Origin of the sequence: Pedobacter sp. (genome assembly GCF_039594775.1) — a bacterium.
Taxonomy (GTDB): Bacteria; Bacteroidota; Bacteroidia; order Sphingobacteriales; family Sphingobacteriaceae; genus Pedobacter.
The window spans coordinates 261,470-284,806 of sequence record NZ_JBCNMT010000001.1; the positions used below are offsets into that span (position 1 = coordinate 261,470).

The following is a 23,337-nucleotide window of genomic DNA, read 5'->3' on the forward strand; positions in this document are numbered from 1 at the left end:
TTTTTATACAAATACCCTCTCCTTAAACGCCCATACTACCAACTGGTAAGCATTTCTAAAACCCATTTTTTTTACCATATTTCTTCGATGGGTTTCTACCGTAAGCCTGCTAATGAAAAGCCGATCGGCAATTTCCTTATTACAGTAGCCCATGGAGATCAACTTCAAAACTTCCACCTCTCGGGTACTGATACTATCTTGTAGATGTTCTTCATTAATTTGGATTGTCATAGCTCTTTAGTTTACACCAAAATTATTTAGATGTTCCTGTTTAAACTTCCGAGATATTACCTTAATTTACAGGGTGTTTTTACGGTATTGACCATCTGTAAAAACGCTTTACTTTGAAGAAGTTAATAAACCAATTACTTTTAAACTAAACTATTATGGAAGAAAAATTTTCAATCAACGGATTCACCAAAGAAGAAGCACAGACCATTATTAAAAACTACCTCAGAAAGGCATCGAGAGGTAATGATGGAAAAATCAATGAAACGATATCAGTTTGGTTTGATAGAGACAAGTTCATCAAATTTGCCGACGATTTAATAAAAGAAGACGCAAGTGGCGTTAGAATTTACTTTGCCAACTATGGTGCCGATGGCATAGAAGGAAAGGAGAATCCATCTTACAAACATCAAAACACCTTAGTATTTGTTTCTACAAAAAAGGGGGACCCAGTATTCGGTCCAAATGGCACCCAGATGCGAGACGCAAATAACAAGCCCGTTTTCATTCAACGAGATTATTACTACGAACTTCCACTTACAAAAGGAACAAAATCTAAGGACACTTTACCCGAAAATAAAGGAACTCTATGCCCTCCAGATACGGGCTGTGATTGCGATGAGATATTAATTAAGGGCGAACCTTGTTAATTTGACTATAATGACATATCAAGACATCGGATGAATCTCTCCTTATTAAATATCGTCTTTGAGTTTTGCTGTTTATGCATATCTCTGTTTTTTTTAACTAAAAACAGAGATATGTTTTCAAAAATCACCATTGGTTACCTATGCATTATCCTCATTACGGAAGCAAGCGGCTCGCTATGGCGAATGATTTACCATAAAAATAACTCATGGATATTTAACATCTTCAGCATCTTTGAAGCAAGCTATATTTGCTTGGGTTTCTATTTCTTATTTCTAAAAATGGAATTGAAATTGCGTTTGGGCATTGTCGCAACCTATTTGATTTTCCTTATCAGTTATACCATAGAGGCAGCTAGCCATGGTATTTTTAAGTATCATATTATTACCAACACCATTGTTTCTATATGCTTTGTTCTATTGAGCCTATATTATTTTTATATGCTCATGAAACAAGAAAAAATAGTGAGGATCATTACGTACAGTAGCTTTTGGTGGGTTGCGGCAATATTGATTTATTATTTCGGCGGCACCATATACAATTTATTCATGTTTTATATTGTAAAGCGTAATTTTAGCTTAGGTATATTAGTGTACACCATGTTAGTTCTCAACTTTTTATTATATAGTATTTGGGCCTACTCTTACATATGCAGTTCTCGCCATCGGAAATTATTACCATCATTGCAATAGGCAGCCTCATTTTTGTATTGGCCCCTATTTTTCTGCTGGTCTATATCAGGCAGTACAATCTTCGCAAAATCAAAGATCTGGAGGAGAAAAAGATGATGGCACAACAATTTGAATCAGAACTTCTAAAAACCCAAATAGAAGTACAGGAGCAAACTATGCAAACCATTGCCAGCAGCCTGCACGACAATATCGGCCAATTATTGAGCCTTACCAATTTAACCTTAGCTTCCATCAATATGGATGATAGGGAAAAAGCAAATAAAAAAATTGATGCTTCTACAGACCTAGTAAACAAATCCATTAAAGAGTTAAGGGAGCTTGCCAAGCTCCTACAAGGAGAAAGATTGCTCGAAAAAGGAATAGGCCATGCTATTGCACAAGAAGTGAGCTGGCTTAAAAAAGCCGAGATTTACGAAATCATCTTTATCGATGAACTTGGAGAGAGCTTAGAAGCTTCTCCCGAAAAGGAATTGATTATCCTACGGCTCTTTCAGGAAATTATCAATAACATTATTAAACATGCACAAGCTACCGAAATTACCATCGGCGCAGCTCACAAACAGGGAAACCTTCTCATCTTCATTCAAGAAAACGGCATTGGCTTTAATTACCAAGACGTATCTAAAAACAATAGTGGGTTAGGTCTTCACACTATAGAGAAAAGAGTAAAACTAATTGATGGAACTTTTCAAGTTGACTCGGAAATTGGCAAAGGAACACAAACTAAACTCAACATACCCTATCCATAATGATGCAGCAGCCCATAAAAATAGCATTAGTAGACGACCACACACTGTTTAGATCTGGCTTAGCCAGTTTATTAAGTGAGTTCGAGGAAATTACCATTGTTTTTGAAGCTACAAATGGCAATGATCTGCAATCGAAAATTAAAAAGCATGAAGATGTACAGCTAATCCTCATGGATATTAACATGCCAATGATGGATGGCTTTACTGCAACGAAATGGGTTAAAGAGCATTATCCTCATATTTACGTTTTGGCCCTCAGCATGTTCGAAGATGAAAAATCCATCATCAACATGATCAAGGCGGGGGCAAGTGGATATCTGTTAAAGGAATCAAAACCTTCTGAAGTGCTCATTGCCATAAATGCGATGCTCGAAAAGGGCTTTTATGTAAATGAGTTGGTATCTGGCCGTTTACTGGTATCTATTAAGAATGATGAGCCCAAAAACATCCTTACCGAAAAAGAGCTTACCTTTTTACAGTATTGTGCTTCCGAGCTTACCTACAAGGAAATCGCCTCCCTAATGATTGTAAGTCCTCGAACAGTAGATAATTACCGTGAATCCCTATTTGCTAAACTTAACCTAAAATCTAGAACCGGTTTAGTGGTTTATGGTATTAAGAATGATTTAATAAAGATTTGATTGGGTTAATTGTTTAAATGCTGAACTGATTATTTGGTTAACTGAAGATGTACCATTCGACCAATCGTAATTCGTAAATCTAAAATCGTAAATCAAAAGACTGATGTCTATCTGGAATTTCAACATCCCTAAAACCAGCCGCATGAAGTTTCTCTTTAAAGTTTAACTGCACTTCATATTCACCGTGTACCAAAAACAACTTCTTTACCTTGCTAGCATCCTGACAAGAAAGAAATTTTAGCAAATCATTGTAATCGCCATGGGCACTCATCGATTGAATACTCTGCACTTCCGCGTGTACCGCAAACCGATCCCCAAAAATACCAACCTCTTTAGCGCCATTCTTTAACCTACCACCCAACGAATTCGGCTCGCAATAACCCACTAACAAAATGGTATGTTTAGGATCTCCAATGCAGTTCTTGATATGATGTTTCACTCTGCCTGCTTCTGCCATTCCCGAAGCCGAGATAATAATACAAGGTGCAGGGTTAGCATTCAAAGCCTTTGATTCTTCCGCAGTTTCTACGTAATGTAATCGATCAAAATCAAAAGGATTGTCATCAATTTTCATGATATCCAATACTTCATCGTTATATCCTTCGGCGTGGTTCTCTACAATTTGGGTAGCTTTTGCAGAAAGTGGGCTATCTACATACACATTCACTTTGGGCAACTGCCCCTTTAAATCCAAATTATTGAGCACGTACAAAATTTCCTGTGTTCTACCTACGCTAAATGCGGGAATAATCAACTTTCCCTGTTTCTCTACACAGGTTTTAATCACCACATCCAATAATGCTTGTGCGGTGGGTTGGGCATCTTGATGGAGCTTATCACCATAGGTAGATTCCAATAAAATATAATCGGCCTGTGAAAATGACTGCGGTGGACGCAAAAGTAAGTCTCCATACTGCCCTACATCACCACTAAAGCTCAACTGCGAAGTTTTTCCTTCTTCGGTAATCTTCAAATGCACCGAAGCACTCCCAATAATATGCCCAGCATCAATAAACCGCAAGGTAACTCCATCGGCAATTGTTACTTCTTTTTGATAAGGAACAATTTCAAAGAAAGACATTGCTTTCAGTACATCCTCTTCCTCATATAGTGCTTCTTCTAAAGGCAAGCCTCGTTTTGCTAACTTCTTGTTCTTATAGTTTAAATCGCCAGCTTGTATCTTTGCGGAGTCCAACAACAAAATTTTGGCGAGCTCCTTGGTAGCAGGAGTTCCATAAATCTTACCTTTAAAACCTTGCGCCACCAACCGTGGGATTAATCCACTGTGGTCAATGTGGGCGTGCGACAATACCAAAACATCTACTTCGGCAGCCATAAAACCAAAGTTTTCGTTTAGGGCTTCTGTGTCCTGTCCCATTCCCTGAAACATTCCACAGTCCAATAAAATATTAGTCCCATTGTCCAACTTGAGCAAATGTTTGCTCCCTGTTACATTTCTGGCAGCACCATGAAAAGCTATTTTCATTTTAAGTTCTTTAGTATTCAATATTAAGAAACCAGCCTCATTTAAACAACGGAAACCATTTATAATAGAAAATATTTCCACATAAAATTTTGTAACTAATTAATTAGTTATATATTAGTATTAAAATATTTCGCTTAAGCTTGTGCTTTAAAGGAAAGTATTTAAATAAAGACAACATGGAAATTAAAGATTTAACTCGAGCAGAGGAACAAATTATGCAGGTAATGTGGCAACTTGATAGTGCTTTTGTAAAAGAGGTGATTGACTACCTTCCTGAACCTAAGCCCGCATACAATACCGTATCAACTATTATCCGAATCTTAGAGGTAAAGGGATTTATAGGGCATGAGGCTTATGGCAAGTCGCACAAATATCATCCCTTAATTTCAAAAGACGAATATAAAAGGCATGCCACCGAAAAGCTTTTGGGCAATTATTTCGAAAATTCCGTAGAAAGTATGTTCTCCTTTTTTGTGAAAGAAGAAAAGCTTGACCTGAGCGATGTGGATGAAATTCTTAAAATGATTAACAAATTTAAAAATAAACCTAAATGAGCTGGTCACATTATTTATTACAGGTAAATATCTATTTGGTTGTTTTTTATACCTTTTATAGATTATTACTTACCAAAGAAACCTATTTTATTCTGAATAGGGTTTACTTGATTTGTTCAGGCATTTTCTCGTTGGCAATCCCCTTTATACAGCTTGATTGGTTTAGCAAACAGGAAATTAGTCAACAGATTTATGTTCAGGTTGAACAACTTAATCAATTCATTAGCCAGGGGCCAGTAGCTGCCGAGGCCCAAAGTTTTAGCTGGGGCAATATCATCGCCCTTATTTACCTATTGGGTGTACTGTTTTTTTTGGGCCGCTTTATCATTCAATTAATGGGTGTAAAAAAAATGTTCAATGGCATTAAAAATGGCTTGGCATTTTCTTTCTGGAACAAAAAAATAGTATCCGACAACCTGCCTGGAGTTGAAACGGTGAACCATCATGAAGATATCCACGTTAAACAACTACACACCTTTGATGTCCTGTTCTTCGAATCCTTGGGCATCCTTACCTGGTTCAACCCTATTATTTATCTATACAAATCTACCGTTAAAAACATTCATGAATATTTGGCCGATGAAGCTGCGGCTAAATTTCAGGGCGATAAAGAAGCTTATTCTATGTTATTGCTTAATCAAGCTTTTGGCGTAAACATCAACACTTTGACCAATGGTTTTTTCAAAAAATCGATGATTAAAAAGCGAATTTTTATGCTTTATAAAGAAAGGTCAAGAAAAACGGCTATAATCAAGTACGGTATTTTCGTTCCTCTTTTTGCCCTAGCGCTATTGTTATCTTCTTCAACCATTAGAAAAAACGAACAGCTTTTGGCTGCAGCAGAGCAGGTACAGCTTGAAGATGCAAAAGCAACTGTAGCTGAGGTGTTGAATTTAACGCCACAAAAATCTGTTGAAGTTGTTCTTGCAGATCCTATCGTAAGGTTTCCACTTCCCAAAGGCAGTAAGAACGTTGAAGGCATTAACTCCTTTTATAAGTATTTAGGCAATACGGTAAAATATCCTTCACAAGCAGCCGAAAACAAAATTCAGGGAAACTTGGTGGTCACCTTTAAAGTAGTTGACAAAAAGACCACCGACATTAAAATAGAAACCAAATTAGGCGCAGGCTGCGATGAAGAGATGGTTAAAAGGATAGCTGCTTATAAAGAAGGGGCTCTAAAAGATGGGAACTATAGCTTAAAAGTAGCATTTATGCTTCAGGGTTCCTCAGCTCCGTTTCTTAATGAAAATGCAAAAAACAAAGCTAATTTCATCAGCTTAAATACCATTTCTATTGTTGGATATGCTTTTGAGCCAGATGAAGTACATAGCTTTGTGAGCTTAGAAAATCCACCAAAATTCCCTGGGGGAATCAATGATTTTTATAAGTTTTTAGGCGACAACATTAAATATCCAGAAGAAGCTGCGAAGCAAGACATCGAAGGAAATGTTTTTGTATCCTTCATTGTCGAAAAAGATGGCTCATTAAATGATATTAAAATAGACAAGGGATTAGGATATGGTACCGACGAAGAAGCCGTAAGAATCTTAAAACTTAGCCCGAAATGGAACCCAGGCACTCAAAACGGTAAGGCTGTTAGGGTAAAGTACAATCTTCCTATCAAATTTAGCCTTAGCAAAAGACAGACTGGCACTATAAAAGGTGTTAAATTCGAATCTAAAGACGGTGTTGTGCAAATCAAGGGAAATCAGCTTACCCTAAAAGGGTCAGATTTTGATGATGGGAAATCGCCACTTTATATTTTAGACGGTGAAATTATGGAAAATGGAAAGATTAGTAGTTTAGACCCCAAAAATATTGAAAATATCCAGATATTGAAAGATGGCAGCGGTGCGGCACTTTATGGCGAAAGAGGCAAAAACGGGGTAATCATTATTACTTCAAAAACCGCCGAAAAAGTAGTAATTGGACAGCCCGCTAAAAAACAAAACCAATAATAAAAATGAAGAAAAGTACGCTTATCTTATTGGTTGCATTATTAGGATATTACTCGGGGCAGGCCCAAACGGCTACGTCCAAAGAAGATGAACTTTACTCTTTTGTTACGCTGAAAAATCCGCCAAAATTTCCGGGTGGGCTACCCAAATTTTACAAGTTCCTTTCAGATAATCTCAAATATCCAGAAGCAGCGAGAGCAAAAAAAATAAAAGGAAATGTGTTTACATCCTTTGTTATTGAAAAAGACGGTTCACTTTCCAATATTAAAGTACTTAGAGGTTTAGGATATGGCACTAACGAAGAAGCGGAGAGAGTTCTTAAAATGAGCCCCAAATGGTATCCCGGCACATCAGACGGGAAACTTGTTAGAACTCAATACAACATCCCTATTAAGTTCCTTCCTTAGTCGCACACAAACAAAAGCCCTCCCGAAAAAAATCGGGAGGGCTTTATAATTTCTCCTATGTCTCGGACAATTAAAGTTAATAAATTAATTTCAATTTTCCGAATTTACTATGCTAGCATACAATCAATTACGATTGAAAAATCTTGCCTTTAACTTTACGCTCATTCTCTGTTAAGAAAATCTTACGTAAACGCATACTTGCAGGAGTAACCTCAATATATTCGTCAGCTTGGATATACTCCATAGCTTCTTCCAAAGAGAATTTAATAGCTGGTGCAATACGAACGTTGTCATCAGAACCTGAAGCACGCATGTTGGTTAAAGCTTTACCTTTAACAGCATTGATCACTAAATCGTTATCACGGATGTGCTCACCTAAGATTTGTCCTTCGTAAACATCAACTCCCGGGTCAACAAAGAAACGACCACGGTCTTGCAATTTATCGATAGAGTAAGCCGTAGTTTGGCCTTTATCCATCGAAATCAAAACACCATTCATACGACCAGGAATAGTTCCTTTCCAAGGCTCGTAAGCTTTAAAACGGTGTGCCATAATGGCCTCACCAGCAGTAGCAGTTAATACGTTGTTACGCAAACCAATAATACCACGAGATGGGATTTCGAATTCTAAGTGTTGTAAGTCGCCTTTCGGTTCCATGATCAATAACTCCCCTTTACGTTGGGTTACCAATTCAATTACTTTACCAGAAACCTCTGCAGGAACGTCAACAATTAAAGTCTCTACTGGCTCGCATTTCTGTCCGTCAATTTCTTTAACAATAACCTGTGGTTGGCCTACTTGTAGTTCATAACCTTCGCGACGCATGGTCTCGATCAAAACCGACAAGTGAAGAATACCTCTACCATATACCAACCAAGCATCAGGAGATTCGGTCTCAACCACTTTAAGGGCCAAGTTTTTCTCCATCTCTTTCGATAGGCGATCTTTAATACGTTGTGAGGTTACCAATTTACCTTCTTTACCAAAGAACGGAGAGTTGTTAATGGTAAACAACATGTTCATGGTTGGCTCATCAATTTTAATTACTGGTAGTTGCTCTGGTGCTTCAAAATCAGCAATAGTATCACCAATATCAAAACCATCAATACCTACCACCGCACAAATATCTCCAGATTTAACCTCGGTAGTTTTAACCTTACCTAAACCTTCGAAAGTATATAATTCTTTTACTCTAGATTTAACCAATTTACCATCACGTTTGATCAAAGTAACAGGTTGGTTTTCCTTAATTGTTCCTCTGTGTACACGGCCAATAGCAATACGGCCTACAAAAGAAGAATAATCTAAAGAAGTGATTTGCATTTGCAAAGTACCATCGTTTACTGGTGCAGCAGGAATGTGTTCTACAATCGCATCCAATAAAGGGAAGAAATTGTCTGTTGGTTGTTTGTAATCAGTGCTCATCCAACCATTTTTAGACGAACCGTAAATTACAGGGAAATCCAACTGCTCTTCTGTAGCTTCTAAGTTAAAGAACAACTCAAAAATCTGCTCATAAACTTCTTCTGGACGACAGTTTTCTTTATCAACTTTGTTTACAACCACAATAGGTTTTAAGCCTAAAGCCAAAGCCTTTTGAGTTACAAAACGAGTTTGAGGCATTGCTCCCTCAAAAGCATCGCAAAGCAAAAGCACGCCATCAGCCATTTTCAACACACGCTCTACCTCACCACCAAAATCGGCGTGACCAGGGGTGTCAATAATATTAATTTTAACGTCCTTATATTTAACCGAAACGTTTTTAGACACGATGGTAATGCCTCGTTCACGCTCCAAATCGTTGTTATCCAAGATCAGATCTCCTGTTTCCTCGTTATCACGAAAAATAGAGCAAGCATGTAAAATTTTGTCTACCGTGGTGGTTTTACCGTGGTCTACGTGGGCTATAATAGCTATGTTTCTAATATTTTGCATCTTATGCGATAGTATTTAAGGGCGCAAAGGTAGCAAAAAAAGCCGAAAAACGAAACATAAACGCCAGACAAAATATGTTAAGTTTTTGTAAATCAATTGCATTACCAATCGCAGGCACCTGTTCCGCTTTACATTTCAATCTTTTTGCCAACGTTAGCTACCGTCCATTGTCACACCGAGTTAATTGAAGTGCTACATATTGACAAATATCCTTCGACAAGCTCAGGATGACAGCAACAAAAAGGATAAAAAAGCCATCAGGATTGTGAATTAAAATATCATCGCATTACCTTAAGTCAACCTCAACCATTCCTCATAACTAATTACCCCCAACTCAGGCTTTCCTTCTCCTTCCAACATGGCAATAAATTCCAAATCGTGCCCATCTGGATCTTTAAAGTAAATGGCTACTGCCGGCATCCAAGCAAAAACCATTGGCTTCTCCTTGCCGTCTTTTAAGAAATTGTAGGGCTGTAGGTTTCTTTCTTTCAAAAAAACAATTGACTTGTTCAAAACATCATCAACTTCACACCTAAACGCAAAATGACGGATATCAATTTCACTCTTCGGCTTTTCCCATAAACCAAGCATAGCACCTTTAGGTTCGCCTATCCATAAGAAGGCAACTCTACGCTCGTCATTATAGCCACATTCAATAAGACCTAATACATTCTTATAAAAATCAACAGACCTCTCCAAATCCTCTACGAAAAGGTGTGTTTCAAATAATCCTTTAATCATGTGGTGAAGTTACACTGAGACGAGCATGAAAGAAAATCACTTATCTCAATCTATTCATCAAGAATATCTATCAAGTTTGGGTGAAGATAAAAAGAAACGGGGACTCAGCATACCACCTTGTCCCCGCCATCTAAATTAACGCTCTCAGTAATATAAACTCCCTTAATAAAGCTTTATTGTATTTGAGGCATAAAATTTTATACTTTTTTTCAAAAAAGATTTCCCAAATAAAAAAAGCCCCAAAAAAGGGGCTTCTTTTATTAATCAACAATGAAAACTAAGGCATTAGAACAGTGTCAATTACATGGATAACGCCATTCGATTGGTTCACATCGGCGATAGTCACTTTTGCGTCATTACCTTTAGCATCTCTCACATATAAATCTTTTCCTTTGGTCCAGAAGGTCAATTTTTCACCTTGAACGGTAGTCATCGTTGCTTTACCTCCACCTTTAGTTACTGCAGCCCAAATAGATTTAGCACTATGGTTGCCTGCAACTACATGGTAGGTTAAAATTTTAGTAAGCATTGCTTTGTTTTCTGGTTTCACCAAGGTTTCAACGGTGCCTTTAGGCAATTTGTCAAAAGCGGCATTAGTAGGGGCAAAAACGGTAAATGGGCCTTTTGACGATAAGGTTTCTACTAAACCTGCCGCTTTAACTGCTGCTACCAAAGTGGTATGATCTTTTGAGTTTACAGCATTTTCTACGATATTTTTAGAAGGGTACATTGGTGCCCCACCTACCATTACTGTTTTTTCTTTTTTTGAAGTTTGTGCCATAGTAGCGTTTGTAAAGATCAAGCTTAATGCGCATACGCCTAAGGCTACTAGATTTGTTAACTTTTTCATGATGTTTAAATTTTATTTGTGATTTATGTCTTTGCCTACACTTACGAAATTGTGCAAGCACTCGGTTTTTATTTTTGGATATTTTTTAAAGAACTCCCTTTATCCGCCTCAAAATCAAGACTAATAGAATTCATACAATAACGCTTTCCTGTGGGCTGGGGACCATCATCAAACACATGGCCTAAGTGAGAGCCGCATCTACCGCAAAGTACTTCTGTACGCACCATATTGTAAGACCTGTCTTCTCGATAAGTCACACTCCCTTTGGCCCCAGGCTCGAAAAATGATGGCCAGCCGCAAGTACTTGCAAATTTTGCCCCTGACCGAAACAACCTATTGCCGCAAACCGCACAATAATAGGTTCCCTTTACATCAAACTCATTATATTTTCCTGTAAAGGCTTTTTCGGTTGCACCCTCTCTTGCCACCGCATATAAATTAGGTTCTAAAATGCGCTTCCATTCTTTATTGCTTACGTGGAGTTTGCTTCGATCTGTTCGAGAATAGTAGGGGTTTTTACTTTGTTGCTGTCCAAATGTTGGCGCAACCAGCGCAAAGCTCAGCAGCGATAAACATATTACCCTTTTAAAAATAGTTTTCATGTAGTCTCCTTTTTGAAGGATGTACGATAAAGTATTAAAAACAGATTTAAAAAAGACTTGGCTTTCAGATATTTTTATATTTTTGTTAAAAGCACTTTATTTTTTTGAGTACACAGCCTAAATTGTCCGAACAAGAAATCATCGCTTTGCTCTTAAAGCGAGATGAGAAAGGATTTAACTATCTATATGATAATTATGCAGGAGCTATTTATGGTATCATTACCAAAGTGGTGCACTTAAAGGAATATGCCGATGAAGTTATACAGGACGTCTTTGTTAAGATTTGGAAAAACATTGCACAATTTGACGCAGAAAAAGGCCGTTTGTATACGTGGATGATTAATTTGGCCCGCAATACCGCTATTGACTACATCAGATCGAAAGGCTATCAGAACGAACAAAAAAACCAAAGCATTCCAGAATTCGTAAATGATAGCGAACAATATGCCACCACCCCCAACGTTGACCACATTGGCATGAAAAACGTGTTATCGCAACTAAAAGGAGAATGGCAGGAGCTGATAGAATTAGCCTATTTTAAAGGATATACACAACAGGAAATAGCAGAAAGGCTTGATATCCCTATTGGAACCATTAAAACGAGAACTAGAAACGCCCTGATTGAGTTGAAAAGATTATTAAAAGATTACCGATAAATTGGACATTAAAGATTACATATCGTCTGGTATTATAGAAGCCTATGTGATGGGTTTAGCTTCTGAGGAGGAAATACGTATTTTGGACTGTATCCAAAAAAACAATCCCGAGGTTAAACAGGCCATTATTGACGCACAAAATACGTTGGAAGATTTTGCATCGCAACAAGCCATTGCCCCACCTCCTAATCTTAAATCAGAAATATGGGCAAAAATTGCCGACGAACAAGAAAACCCCGTCGACGCAAAGGAAGAGCAAACAGTACCTATCGCAAAACCGCTCTATCCAGCACAAAACACAGACAACAATAAAGCAGCCCTAAAATGGTTTGCCATAGCAGCCTCCATTTTATTAATTGCCAGCGTATCCTTGAATTTTTATCTCAATAATGTACAAAACACGGTAAAAAATCAAGTTGCCGCCCTAACTGAAACTCAAAAAGATACCCAACTTGCTTACCAAAACCTGAAGAGCAAATGGGATATGGCCAGTAACCCACAAATGAAATCCATTCCATTATTGGGAGTTGAAAAGCACCCAGACATGAAGGCCATGGTCTATTTGGAACAAAAATCCAATAATGTATATCTGGCTTTGGAAAACTTGCCTGCTACTTCCAAAGAACAACAATATCAGTTGTGGGCCATTGTTGATGGCAAACCTGTTAGCTTAGGCGTGTACGATCAAGATTCGGAAACTGCAGTGCAAAAAATGACCGCCATAGCATCGGCACAAGCCTTTGCCATTACTTTAGAAAAAAGAGGGGGCAGTGAAACTCCAACCATGGAAAACATGTACGTAATGGGTAAAATATAGGTTTTACCTACCGAACGCCCACTCTAAAAATTTCGGCAAAACTTCAGCCCAAGTGGGTATATTATGCTTGCCTCCCACCATTTCATAATAGAAAATCTCTTCGGGACGTTGATAACCCTTTTTCACGAGTTCCTTAATCACATCCACAGTATCATCTATGGAATCGATAATGAAATTTTGATTACGGTCGGCCGTTTCATCTTCCGTTCCGGTCATTAGCCAAAATCGCAGGTCTGGTTTCGAAGAAGTCTGCTTGACCATTTCATGTAAAATTCGGTCATCATCGGTATAATCTTTGGCCAGATCTTTCTTGCGCCACCAAAAAGAACCCGAAAACACCCCTACCAAGTCAAAAACATCACTATGGTGCCAAGCAATATCAAAAGCCGTTAAACCGCCCAAAGAAAATCCCGCAAAAGCTTTCTTGCCATTAATTGCGTTCCCAAACTGCTTTTGTACGAAAGGTAATAGTTCACCCATCACAAATCCAGTATACAGATCGGCCTTGCCACCTCTTCCCTTAAAATCTGGTCTATGGGCAACCCCGTATTCCTGCAAACGCTCTTCACCAGCTTTTATTCCCACAGCAATAACGGGCTCAATGCGCCATTTCGAGTATAAAGCTTTAAGGTTTCGCTCCAGCTCCATCTGTGCTAGGTCTTGGCCATCGTTTACCAGTAGCAGGTGTACTGTCTCATTGCCCAACAAATTCTCCGGCACATACATATCCACTTCAACGGTACGTTGCAGCAATTTTGATTTTATTTGGTAGGAAGTTTTAATAACGAATAAGATTAAAAAGGTTACTCGGAGCCATTTTATAGATACTCCTTTTCGAAGACAAAGGTACATGATCTAAAAAAAACAGACAACCGCGGGCTTTATTTGATGCCTAAAAATATTTATAGGATATTTTTTGTCATTGAAAATGATTTACTTATCTTAAAACATCCAATTTTTTTGCCCATGAGAGAAGAACTACAGAAATGGTACAGTCCAAGTTTGAGCAAAGACATAGAAACGCTCGTTTTTGGCCACAGCGGCTACCCCATTATCCTATTCCCAACCAGTATGGGCCGCTATTACGAAAACAAGGATTTTAAACTGATTGATGCTGTTCAACATTTTATAGATGAGGGTAAAATCAAAATTTATTGTCCTGATAGTATTGACGCGATGAGCTGGTATAATAAAAATATCCACCCCTCTGAAAGGGTTAAAAACCACCTTTGGTACGATAAATTTTTATTGGAAGAGTTGCTACCCTTGGCAAAGAACGAAACCGGAAGAGATAAGGTGATTACTGCTGGATGTAGCTTTGGGGGCTATCATGCAGCCAATTTTGCTTTCCGACATCCTTGGGCGGTTAGCCATATGTTTAGCATGAGCGGTGCTTTTGACATTACAGGCCAGTTAGATGGGTTTTACAATGACGATGTTTACTTCAACAATCCCGTTGACTATTTGCCTAACAATATGAACCCTGAACTTTGGCAACTAAAAATAGTATTGGGCACCAGCGACAGAGACATTTGCAGGGGAGATAATGAAAGGCTATCTGGTATTTTACACCAAAAAGGAATTAACCATTGGTTAGACATCAGACCTAATGCCGAACACGATTGGCCCATATGGAGAGAAATGTTCCCAGAATATATTTATCAGCTTTAAAATCGATTGAATTTTGAATGGGAGAATGATTAAATAACCTTGCAACACTTCAACTTTATAACAATAAAAATTATACTTAAAAACATATCAGCGCAATGAAGAAAATAGGAATTTTATTTGGCCAAGAACGTTCATTTCCACAAGCATTTGTAGACAGGGTGAACCAAAAAGCTATCAAAGGCATTACCGCTGAATTTGTAAAAATTGATAAGGTCTTCCAAGCAGAAGCCCCTGAATATGCGGTCATCATAGATCGTATTTCACAGGACGTGCCTTTTTATCGTGCCTATTTAAAAAATGCGGCTATGGGAGGTACTGCCGTAATCAACAATCCGTTTTGGTGGAGTGCCGATGAGAAATTTTTCAATAATGCACTGTCTGAAAATATTGGGGTTCCGGTTCCAAAGACATCGCTCATTCCTTCTAGGGAGCATCCCGATGATACCACGGACCAATCGTTCACCAATTTGGTAATGCCTTTTGATTGGGATGCCATTTTTGAATACACTGGCTTTCCTGCTTACATGAAGCCATTTGACGGCGGCGGCTGGAAAGAAGTTTACAAACTACGCAGCAAAGAGGAATTTTTCGAAAAGCATAGCGAAACCAAACAAACGGTAATGATGCTGCAAGAGGAAATCATTTTCGACCAGTATTTTAGATGCTACTGCATTGGTGGCAAACATGTCCGTATCATGCAGTATGAGCCACGCAACCCACATCATTTGCGTTATGTAGTTGACGGCCCTCAGCCAAGCGAAAAGCTTTTGAAAACCGTAAAAGATTACACCTTAAAGCTAAACCAATATCTTGGTTATGATTTTAATACGGTAGAATTTGCCGTACGCGATGGTGTTCCTATCGCTATTGATTTTTGCAATCCCGCTCCTGATGCTAGTTTAGAGAGTGTAGGTGCTGAAAACTTTGAATGGGTGGTGGAAACTGCGGCCAACTATGCTATAGAAAGGGCCTTGAAGCAAGAATTTGGCAAGGATAATCTCACATGGGGCAACTATATCAAGTCGGCAGCGGGAAATTTGCCATTGAATCCTAAAACCACAAAGGCAAGTAGTGCCAAGGCTCCTACAAAAAGTAAAACAGTTGCCAAAAAACCAACCAAATAGACCATCATTAAATAAAACTATCTATGAATGAATTTACATTAGGCATAGAGGAAGAGTACATGATCGTTGACCCCGTAACCCGGGAGCTGACGTCTCATGACCAAAAAATTGTTGACGCCGCTCAAAAAATCCATAAAGACCAAGTAAAGGCCGAAATGCACCAAGCGGTAGTAGAAGTAGGCACTGGAATTTGTAAAAATACGGAGGAGGCGAGAAAAGAGATCTCACAATTAAGATACACCGTAGCCCAGCTTGCTGGAGAACAGGGTTTACGTATTGGTGCAGCGGGTACCCATCCTTTTTCGCATTGGGAAAAGCAATTGATTACCGAGCACCCTCGCTATAACGAAATTGTAAATGAGCTGCAGGAAGCGGCCAGATCCAACCTTATTTTTGGCCTACATGTTCACGTGGGCTTCCAATCAAGAGAACTTGCCATACACATTGCCAACCAGGTAAGGTATTTTTTACCGCACGTTTTTGCTTTATCTACCAACTCCCCTTTTTGGGAAGGAAGAAATACGGGCTACAAATCGTTCCGGACAAAAGTGTTTGACAAGTTTCCACGCACCGGTATCCCCGATATTTTCAACAGTATTGAGGATTACGACAACTACGTGAAGCTGTTAATCAAAACGAATTGTATTGACAATGCCAAAAAAATATGGTGGGATATTAGGGTACATCCTTTCTTTGAAACCATAGAGTTTAGGGTATGTGATTGTCCGATGCTGATTGATGAAACGATGGCCTTTACCGCTTTGTTTCAGGCGTTATGCGCCAAATTGTACAAACTGCGTTTACAGAACTTAAATTTCATTTCTTACAGCAGAGCACTCATTAACGAGAACAAATGGAGAGCGGCCCGTTACGGAATTGACGGAAATTTGATAGACTTTGGCAAGGAAATGGAAGTAAATTGTCGAAATTTGGTGCTTGAATTATTAGACTTTGTAGATGATGTGGTAGATGAACTAGGAAGCCGCGAAGACATTAACTACGTACACAAAATTTTAGCGAATGGTACCGGTGCCGACAGGCAGCTGGCAATTTACGAGCAAACAAAAAGCTACGAATCGGTAGTGGATTATATCACTACGCAAACATTAATTGGTGCAAAATAAAAAAATGAACAACAACATTAAGGTAGCCGTTATCGACATGAATAACGGGTTCCCTAACCAGGGAATGAGGGGCATATTAGGAATTTTACACCAATACAGTTCAGAAAATCAACTCAAATTAGCTGTTGATGTTTTTGATATTAGACAAAAGGGAGAAGTGCCCAATTTGGATTATAACATTTATATTTCTAGTGGTGGTCCAGGAAGCCCATTTGATGGTAAAGATCAAAAATGGGAAAATGATTTTTTTGACTTGCTAAACCGTATTGACCATTTTAACCTTGCCAACGACGACAAAAAACATGTTTTCCTGATTTGCCATTCATTTCAGCTAGCTTGTAGAAAATATGGGCTTGGCGAAGTTGCACCCCGTAAATCGAGTGCATTGGGAATTTTCCCAATCACTTTAACAGCTGAGGGAGAAAAGGAATCTATTTTTGACGGTCTTCATAATCCTTTTTATGCAGTTGACAGTAGAGATTGGCAAGTGATACAACCCAATGAAAAGGCTTTTGAAAAAATAGGGGCGAAGTTGCTGGCTATAGAAAAAGAAAGACCCCACATTAATTTGGAGCGGTGCATTATGGCTATCCGTTTCTCGCCTTATGTTATTGGCACACAATTTCATCCAGAAGCAGACCCTGTTGGCATGAAAGCCCATTTGTCTATTGATGAGAAGAAACAAGGCATTATTAAAGCACATGGCAAGAAGAAATATGAAGACATGCTAAGTAGCTTGGAAAACCCAGATAGGATTATCCTTACCCAACGTGTTATTCTACCCAATTTTTTAGACCAAGCCATTAATACTCCTCATTTGGCATAATCATATTTACAAATCCTGAGACTTTAGTTTATGATTAAAAAATATAGACAGGCATTTAATTCAGGCTTCAGTCAAGAAAAATACAACACGTTTTTAAACGAATTAGAAGACGGCTATCCTCCTATTCCGTTTAGAGTAGCCGAGTGCCCTATTTTTATTCCTGAAGAGCTAAAACAACAGCTAATAACGGCTGGCAATGAAATTATCAACTTAATTAAGCAGCCAAATTTTAAGGAACTTACCGAAAAAGCGATTCCAAAAGATTGGACAGTACCCAACGAAAACAACCATCCGCATTTTCTAACTTTTGATTTTGGACTTTGTAAGGACGAAAATGGTGAAATAGTTCCGATGTTGATAGAGATGCAGGGCTTTCCTTCTCTATATGGTTTTCAAATGCACCTAGCTAACACCTATAAAAAAGTTTATGGTCTTGAAAAATCGCTTACTCCACTTTTTAATGGAATGACCGAAGGGGGGTATTTTGATGTATTGAAAAAAGTAATTATGGGCAAGCATCTACCTCACGAGGTCGTATTGATGGATGTAGATGCCATTAATCAAAAAACGGCTATCGACTTTTTTGTAACTGCTAAAAAAACAGGCATTAAAATACTTTCCCCAGAACAAATCACGAAAGAAGGAAAGCATTTATTTTATCAAGAAGGCGCAAATAAAATTCAAATCAAGCGAATTTACAACCGCTTGATCTTTGATGAAATTGCAGATGACACTACTGTTTTTAGCAAAGGTTTCGACCCAAGGGAAGAGCTCGACATTGAATGGGCTACCCACCCAAATTGGTTCTATCGCATTAGCAAATACACTATGCCCTTTTTAAAAGGAAAGTTCGTACCTAAAACCCAATTTCTAAATCAATTAGATACAATTCCTGCCGATTTAGAAAATTACGTACTTAAGCCACTTTTTTCTTTCGCTGGAATGGGGGTAATTATTGACGTGAAAGCAAGCGATATTTTGTCCATCAAAGACCCTGAGAATTGGATTCTTCAAAGAAAAGTGAGTTACGAACCTGTGATTGAAGCCCCAGATGGAGGTGTAAAAGCAGAATTAAGATTAATGTACTTATGGCCTGATGGTGAAGAACCTCAACTTTCCGTAAACTTGGCCCGTTTAAGTCGCGGAAAGATGATAGGTGTACGTTACAACGCCGATTTTGACTGGGTAGGTGGCACCGTTGGCCTTATGGAATCTTAAAAATTACAATATTAAAGCTTCACCTGTCTGATGATATTTTTAAGGTTGAGCTCAATGATATCGGTCATATTTTCACATTCCCGATAGGCTTTATCATTATAATACACGGCCATGCTTTCTTTTAACTTCACAATATTTTCCCTACTGGTTAGCTCCTCTTTACATGAAACGTCCCTCAAATCGGTCAATCGGTGGCGCTCACTACGTACCCTATGCACAATGGAAGAAAGTTCTTCTTGTTTATATTGCAGAACGGTCTTATCGGTAAGATGCTCCATGCATAATTTTACCAAAGGATAGTTTTCCTTAAAAAACTGAGGCATATAAACCTTGATGTTTCCCTCATAAAACTGTTGGTCAAAATCAATTGCTCGTATGCGAAATTGGATATCATCAAAATCAGGGGTAATTTGCACTACAAAATTATAAGAGCGCATATCGCCCAGCAACGTGACCAAGCAGCGTTCGTTAAATTTTACAAACTCCTTTGCAATACGGGTAGGGTTATATTCTGCTTGATGGATCATTCCTTTGTTAAACACATCACCAGGTAGTCCCACAATATGTTCTTCAATCATGGTGTCTCCATCTACCAGATAATTTACCTGGTTGGGCGATAAAATTTCTTCCAACTCTAAGCCATAAATCCTTGATGCATCTGCCTTTTTCACGTAGAAATAATCATAAACATCGTTCAACCGGTTCACAATTCTTATCCTAAAGGGATGGGTATTCCCAAAAGTACAATAGTCAATTCTATCGATATATTTATGCTCAACGATACGCAAATTACCTGAAGCCTTTAACTTGGCATAAATGACTTTTAAGCCATTATGCAGTTCATCCATTTGCCCTTGAGCATATATAGGGCTTTCCCATAGGGTATCCTTGCCATTTTTATCTAATATCGGATAGCTTTCGGTAAATGCTTTCAGCGCTTCGTAATTTACAGGTAAACGTGCATCACGTTGGTAGGTACGCAGGTATTTATGCAAATTTTCGCTAACTGGAAATATGGGCTTCTTTTTCGAAATCTTTACATCTGTTATTTCCATGGCAATCATTTTTGAATAAGATAACCCTTATTTAAGAAATATTAAAAAAACTTAAATAAAAAAATCAGTATTTAAGAAGCAACGGAAAAACTTAATCAACGCTATTGAGTTTGCTACGCACCTATGTGGTTCGTTTAGATAGCTTTTTCTTATTTTGAGAAAAAACATAACCACATAAACACATAGGGGTATTACGCTCACAGATTGCAGCAGATAATTCTTACGAACTCTGGCTAAATAAAAATGATGCGTTTTAAAAGTTTAAAGAAAACAAAAACCCCATGCGATGAAACATGGGGCCAATATTTGGTTTTAAAAGTTTATAATTTTATGCCGATACCGAAACTACACAGCCAAGGGTTTATTTTCGTATCAGCCAATACGGTAGCTCCTCCCGCTACAGAAGGAATGGTTGTAACGGTAGCATCTGTACTTAACCATAGTTTCTTCACATCAAAATTTAGGAATAGCTTTTTGCTGATATCGAAATCTACCCCCAATTGAGCCGCTGGTGCAAAGGTATTTTTGTAAGTGGTTTTGGCAATCGCGGGACCATCTTTAACTCCATAAAAAATAGTGTAATTAACGCCAGCGCCTATATAGGGTTGCACCTGTTTATCTACAGGCAAATGGTAGGCAAGCGTCAAGGTTGGTGGCAACAGCCAAACTTTTCCCAAATCTACATTACCCAAAGCGGTATTTACTGCACTCACCTCGTGTTTGGTAGTTCCCAAAATAAGGTTAGCAGAGAAGTTTTTAGCCAAGAAGTAGGTAAAATCAAGCTCGGGAATAATGGTATTTGAAATATCTACATTGCCGTTAATGGTGCTGATGCTTGCACTTTCTTGAGGAATGACTGCTGTGGCACGGAGACGCATTCTAAAATCGCCTTTTTGTTGTGCAAATACGCTTGTGGTTAATCCAATTAAAACAAGTAGGGTTGATATTTTTCTCATCGTATTATGTTATTTGTTAGGACAATATTAGCATGAGAAATTGAGGTAATTAATGAGCGAGGACAGCTTGTTTCGTGATATTAGTTACTTGCAGCGCATAGATGAATCCTTTTGTCTTTATTATTTTCGTTTGTTGTCGAAACTACGGTAGCGATAAAACCGTTCATCGTTTTTAGATTTATTATTAGGTTTACTCAGAGATTCCTCCTTCCTCGGAATGACAGTAAGGAACAAAAAAATCCCGCTCTTTGCAGAACGGGATTTTCTATATTTTACCGACAAAAGTCGACGACTGATTTCTTATTTGGCAACGTACATTACTTCCTTTACCGCTTTAACTACTTTCTCAGCATTTGGTAAGCTAGCAGCAATTAAAGTTGGTGCATATGGAAGAGGAACGTCGGCACAAGTAACACGAATTACCGGCGCATCTAAATAATCGAATGCATTTTTTTGTACGTTGAAAGCAATTTCAGAAGAGATTGAAGCCAATGGCCAAGCTTCTTCTACCACTACCAAACGGTTAGTTTTCTTCACAGAGTTGATGATGGTTGCATAGTCAATTGGACGTACGGTACGTAAATCAATTACTTCTACATTGATACCATCTTTTGTTAATTCTTCTACTGCTGGATTAACTACACGGGTTAACATTTTACCAAAAGTAACGATGGTTACATCAGTACCTTCTTTAACCACGTTAGCTTTGCCTAGCTCTAAGTAATACTCTTCTGCTGGCACATCTCCTTTATCACCATACATTACCTCAGATTCCATGAAAATTACTGGATCTGGATCCAAAATAGCTTGCTTTAACAAACCTTTAGCATCATAAGGTGTAGCCGGAATTACCACTTTTAAACCTGGGCAGTTAGCATACCAGTTCTCAAAGTTTTGAGAGTGCTGCGCTCCTAATTGTCCTGCATTACCTGTTGGGCCACGGAAAACGATTGGCACTGAAAATTGACCTCCGCTCATTGACAACATTTTTGCTGCCGAGTTGATAATTTGGTCAATCGCTACTAACGAGAAGTTGAAGGTCATGAACTCAACAATTGGTTTAAGGCCGTTCATTGCCGCTCCAATTCCAATACCTGCGAAACCTAGCTCAGCAATTGGGGTATCGATGATGCGTTTGTCGCCAAACTCATCTAACATCCCTTGACTTACTTTATAGGCTCCATTATATTGCGCAACTTCCTCACCCATCATGAAAATGTTTTGGTCTTTGCGCATTTCTTCGCTCAATGCTTCGCGTAATGCTTCTCTGAATTGGATTTCTCTCATTGTTTTGTTGAAAATTAACGATGGCAAATATAAATATTACTTTGTTGCAATGCAAAGGTTCAAAAAGCTCATAATTGTAATATTGCAATTAGCTTGCAAGCCATAGAAAATGTTATAAAACAACCAATTCGCCAAATGAAAATTTGAAATGTCCCTTAGCCTTCCTCCGAAATGTCTTCTCCAAAATGGATGATATTGCCGTTATTATCCAAAATAGAAAACTGCCTCATCTCCCAAGGCTTATTTTCCAACTTCCCATTGGGATGTACAATATCCAACGGTAAAAACTCTCCGTAAAGTTGGTCGACATTGGTCACGTTTACATAACAACCCGTATTCTTAGGCACCTCTTCATCTGAAGTTGGCCAAAGATGGATCTGGATCTCATCTCTACTGAAAATAAGATAACCATCCCAATTAGCATGAAAGGTAAAACCTAACTTTTGGGTATAAAAGGCAATGGTTTCATCAGCGTTTAGAGAAGCGAGTATAGGTACAGCAGATTTCAGCATAATTATTATCGTTTATGTTTGATGTAATACTCTGAATCTAATTCCTCGTTTTCAAAGGTCATCGTTTTTTCCATCAATCGATCAAACTGGTAATCATTCCTCAAAAGCACTTTTCTAGAGTTATCATTCCTTGGATCTATCTTAGCTTCTATGATATCGATATTAATATTTTCAAAGCCAAATTTCTCTACAGCAATGATGGCTTCAGGCACATAACCTCTTCCCCAATAATCAGGATGTAGCATATAACCTATTTCGGCCTTGAGCTGTTGCGGATAGAAATTGACATAACCCATAATTCCATAAACTTCTGAAGGGTTCTGAGCATTGCAAATGGCCCAATTAATTGATTTACCTTCGTCAATACCATTAGTAAGCATTGCGATTACGCCGAGCGCATCTTCCTCTGTCTTTGCCCTTGGTCGTGGAATATAACGCATCGCTTCTTCATTACCTCTTATTTTGATGACCGATTGCACATCGGTTTCAACCACCTGCCGTAGCAATAAGCGTTGAGTTTGTAAAATTGGAAATGGATTAAAATTTAGGTTAAGCATTTACTAATTTACGATTTTAGATTGACGAGTTACGAATAC

The 23,337-nt window shown here is 38.4% G+C and carries 26 protein-coding genes; 14 read left to right on the forward strand and 12 right to left on the reverse strand.

Features of this window, described 5'->3' with window-relative positions; translation table 11 throughout:
- Positions 1–3: 3 nt before the first annotated feature.
- On the reverse strand, positions 4–231 hold the full coding sequence (locus tag ABDV71_RS01105) for a LuxR C-terminal-related transcriptional regulator (RefSeq protein ID WP_343530569.1): 228 nt from the start codon (positions 229–231) through the stop codon (positions 4–6).
- Between the two features lie 155 nt (positions 232–386).
- On the opposite strand from ABDV71_RS01105, the gene ABDV71_RS01110 reads away from it, so the two are divergent.
- The 4 genes from ABDV71_RS01110 (at position 387) to ABDV71_RS01125 (ending at position 2,958) form a co-directional block, all read left to right on the forward strand.
- Complete coding sequence (locus ABDV71_RS01110; protein ID WP_343530571.1) at positions 387–878, forward strand: hypothetical protein; 492 nt, start codon at positions 387–389, stop codon at positions 876–878.
- A 111-nt stretch (positions 879–989) separates the two neighbouring features.
- Complete coding sequence (locus ABDV71_RS01115) at positions 990–1,568, forward strand: hypothetical protein (protein ID WP_343530573.1); 579 nt, start codon at positions 990–992, stop codon at positions 1,566–1,568.
- Complete coding sequence (locus tag ABDV71_RS01120; RefSeq protein ID WP_343530575.1) at positions 1,526–2,317, forward strand: ATP-binding protein; 792 nt, start codon at positions 1,526–1,528, stop codon at positions 2,315–2,317. The genes ABDV71_RS01115 and ABDV71_RS01120 overlap by 43 nt, the downstream gene beginning before the upstream one ends.
- The gene (locus ABDV71_RS01125) at positions 2,317–2,958 is read left to right on the forward strand and encodes a response regulator transcription factor (protein ID WP_343530577.1); all 642 of its coding nucleotides are present in this window, start codon (positions 2,317–2,319) and stop codon (positions 2,956–2,958) included. Before ABDV71_RS01120 ends, ABDV71_RS01125 begins: the two co-directional genes overlap by 1 nt.
- Before the next feature lie 79 nt (positions 2,959–3,037).
- Here the strand turns inward: ABDV71_RS01125 and ABDV71_RS01130 are convergent, their stop codons facing one another.
- Positions 3,038–4,444: an MBL fold metallo-hydrolase gene (locus ABDV71_RS01130; RefSeq protein WP_343530579.1), complete on the reverse strand. Its 1,407-nt coding sequence runs from the start codon at positions 4,442–4,444 to the stop codon at positions 3,038–3,040.
- A 176-nt stretch (positions 4,445–4,620) separates the two neighbouring features.
- Between ABDV71_RS01130 and ABDV71_RS01135 the strand changes: the two genes are divergently transcribed.
- The 3 genes from ABDV71_RS01135 to ABDV71_RS01145 are packed head-to-tail and all read left to right on the forward strand — an operon-like array spanning position 4,621 to position 7,366.
- On the forward strand, positions 4,621–4,998 hold the full coding sequence (locus ABDV71_RS01135) for a BlaI/MecI/CopY family transcriptional regulator (protein ID WP_113647333.1): 378 nt from the start codon (positions 4,621–4,623) through the stop codon (positions 4,996–4,998).
- Positions 4,995–6,959: a TonB family protein gene (locus ABDV71_RS01140; protein ID WP_343530581.1), complete on the forward strand. Its 1,965-nt coding sequence runs from the start codon at positions 4,995–4,997 to the stop codon at positions 6,957–6,959. Before ABDV71_RS01135 ends, ABDV71_RS01140 begins: the two co-directional genes overlap by 4 nt.
- Before the next feature lie 5 nt (positions 6,960–6,964).
- Complete coding sequence (locus ABDV71_RS01145) at positions 6,965–7,366, forward strand: energy transducer TonB (protein ID WP_343530583.1); 402 nt, start codon at positions 6,965–6,967, stop codon at positions 7,364–7,366.
- Between the two features lie 127 nt (positions 7,367–7,493).
- Here ABDV71_RS01145 and typA read toward each other — a convergent pair whose 3' ends face one another.
- The 4 genes from typA to msrB form a co-directional block, all read right to left on the reverse strand.
- Positions 7,494–9,302: a translational GTPase TypA gene (typA, locus tag ABDV71_RS01150; RefSeq protein WP_343530585.1), complete on the reverse strand. Its 1,809-nt coding sequence runs from the start codon at positions 9,300–9,302 to the stop codon at positions 7,494–7,496.
- Positions 9,303–9,593: 291 nt separating this feature from the next.
- A complete protein-coding gene (locus ABDV71_RS01155) occupies positions 9,594–10,043 on the reverse strand; it encodes a VOC family protein (RefSeq protein ID WP_343530587.1) in 450 nt (149 codons plus the stop codon).
- A gap of 277 nt (positions 10,044–10,320) precedes the next feature.
- On the reverse strand, positions 10,321–10,893 hold the full coding sequence (locus ABDV71_RS01160; protein ID WP_343530589.1) for a fasciclin domain-containing protein: 573 nt from the start codon (positions 10,891–10,893) through the stop codon (positions 10,321–10,323).
- A gap of 68 nt (positions 10,894–10,961) precedes the next feature.
- Positions 10,962–11,444 (reverse strand): peptide-methionine (R)-S-oxide reductase MsrB, encoded by a 483-nt coding sequence (msrB, locus tag ABDV71_RS01165; protein ID WP_343531553.1) that lies wholly within the window; start codon positions 11,442–11,444, stop codon positions 10,962–10,964.
- A 155-nt stretch (positions 11,445–11,599) separates the two neighbouring features.
- Between msrB and ABDV71_RS01170 the strand changes: the two genes are divergently transcribed.
- Positions 11,600–12,151, forward strand: a complete 552-nt coding sequence (locus ABDV71_RS01170; protein WP_343530590.1) for a sigma-70 family RNA polymerase sigma factor — start codon at positions 11,600–11,602, stop codon at positions 12,149–12,151.
- Position 12,152: 1 nt separating this feature from the next.
- Positions 12,153–12,968 carry an anti-sigma factor gene (locus ABDV71_RS01175; RefSeq protein ID WP_343530591.1) on the forward strand — a complete coding sequence of 272 codons (816 nt, stop codon included), beginning with the start codon at positions 12,153–12,155 and terminating at the stop codon, positions 12,966–12,968.
- A gap of 3 nt (positions 12,969–12,971) precedes the next feature.
- Here ABDV71_RS01175 and ABDV71_RS01180 read toward each other — a convergent pair whose 3' ends face one another.
- Positions 12,972–13,721, reverse strand: a complete 750-nt coding sequence (locus ABDV71_RS01180) for an alpha/beta hydrolase-fold protein (RefSeq protein ID WP_343530592.1) — start codon at positions 13,719–13,721, stop codon at positions 12,972–12,974.
- Between the two features lie 213 nt (positions 13,722–13,934).
- Between ABDV71_RS01180 and ABDV71_RS01185 the strand changes: the two genes are divergently transcribed.
- The 5 genes from ABDV71_RS01185 to ABDV71_RS01205 all read left to right on the forward strand — a co-directional run bounded on the left by ABDV71_RS01185 (position 13,935) and on the right by ABDV71_RS01205 (position 18,931).
- The gene (locus tag ABDV71_RS01185; RefSeq protein WP_343530593.1) at positions 13,935–14,639 is read left to right on the forward strand and encodes an alpha/beta hydrolase-fold protein; all 705 of its coding nucleotides are present in this window, start codon (positions 13,935–13,937) and stop codon (positions 14,637–14,639) included.
- A gap of 95 nt (positions 14,640–14,734) precedes the next feature.
- Positions 14,735–15,763, forward strand: coding sequence for a hypothetical protein (locus ABDV71_RS01190; RefSeq protein WP_343530594.1), 1,029 nt, complete (start codon positions 14,735–14,737; stop codon positions 15,761–15,763).
- Between the two features lie 23 nt (positions 15,764–15,786).
- Positions 15,787–16,887 (forward strand): carboxylate-amine ligase, encoded by a 1,101-nt coding sequence (locus tag ABDV71_RS01195; RefSeq protein ID WP_343530595.1) that lies wholly within the window; start codon positions 15,787–15,789, stop codon positions 16,885–16,887.
- A gap of 4 nt (positions 16,888–16,891) precedes the next feature.
- Positions 16,892–17,713: a GMP synthase gene (locus ABDV71_RS01200; RefSeq protein ID WP_343530596.1), complete on the forward strand. Its 822-nt coding sequence runs from the start codon at positions 16,892–16,894 to the stop codon at positions 17,711–17,713.
- 30 nt (positions 17,714–17,743) lie between these two features.
- On the forward strand, positions 17,744–18,931 hold the full coding sequence (locus ABDV71_RS01205) for a hypothetical protein (RefSeq protein ID WP_343530597.1): 1,188 nt from the start codon (positions 17,744–17,746) through the stop codon (positions 18,929–18,931).
- 11 nt (positions 18,932–18,942) lie between these two features.
- On the opposite strand, the gene ABDV71_RS01210 is transcribed toward ABDV71_RS01205, so the two are convergent.
- From ABDV71_RS01210 to ABDV71_RS01230, 5 genes are all read right to left on the reverse strand, one after another.
- Entirely contained in the window at positions 18,943–19,986 is a 1,044-nt protein-coding gene (locus ABDV71_RS01210; protein WP_343530598.1) for a hypothetical protein, read from the reverse strand.
- Between the two features lie 320 nt (positions 19,987–20,306).
- A complete protein-coding gene (locus ABDV71_RS01215; RefSeq protein ID WP_343530599.1) occupies positions 20,307–20,942 on the reverse strand; it encodes an OmpW family outer membrane protein in 636 nt (211 codons plus the stop codon).
- A 300-nt stretch (positions 20,943–21,242) separates the two neighbouring features.
- Positions 21,243–22,229, reverse strand: coding sequence for a pyruvate dehydrogenase complex E1 component subunit beta (locus tag ABDV71_RS01220; protein WP_113647347.1), 987 nt, complete (start codon positions 22,227–22,229; stop codon positions 21,243–21,245).
- Positions 22,230–22,384: 155 nt separating this feature from the next.
- Positions 22,385–22,741: a VOC family protein gene (locus ABDV71_RS01225; protein ID WP_343530600.1), complete on the reverse strand. Its 357-nt coding sequence runs from the start codon at positions 22,739–22,741 to the stop codon at positions 22,385–22,387.
- 5 nt (positions 22,742–22,746) lie between these two features.
- Positions 22,747–23,298, reverse strand: coding sequence for a GNAT family N-acetyltransferase (locus ABDV71_RS01230; protein ID WP_343530601.1), 552 nt, complete (start codon positions 23,296–23,298; stop codon positions 22,747–22,749).
- Positions 23,299–23,337: the final 39 nt, after the last annotated feature.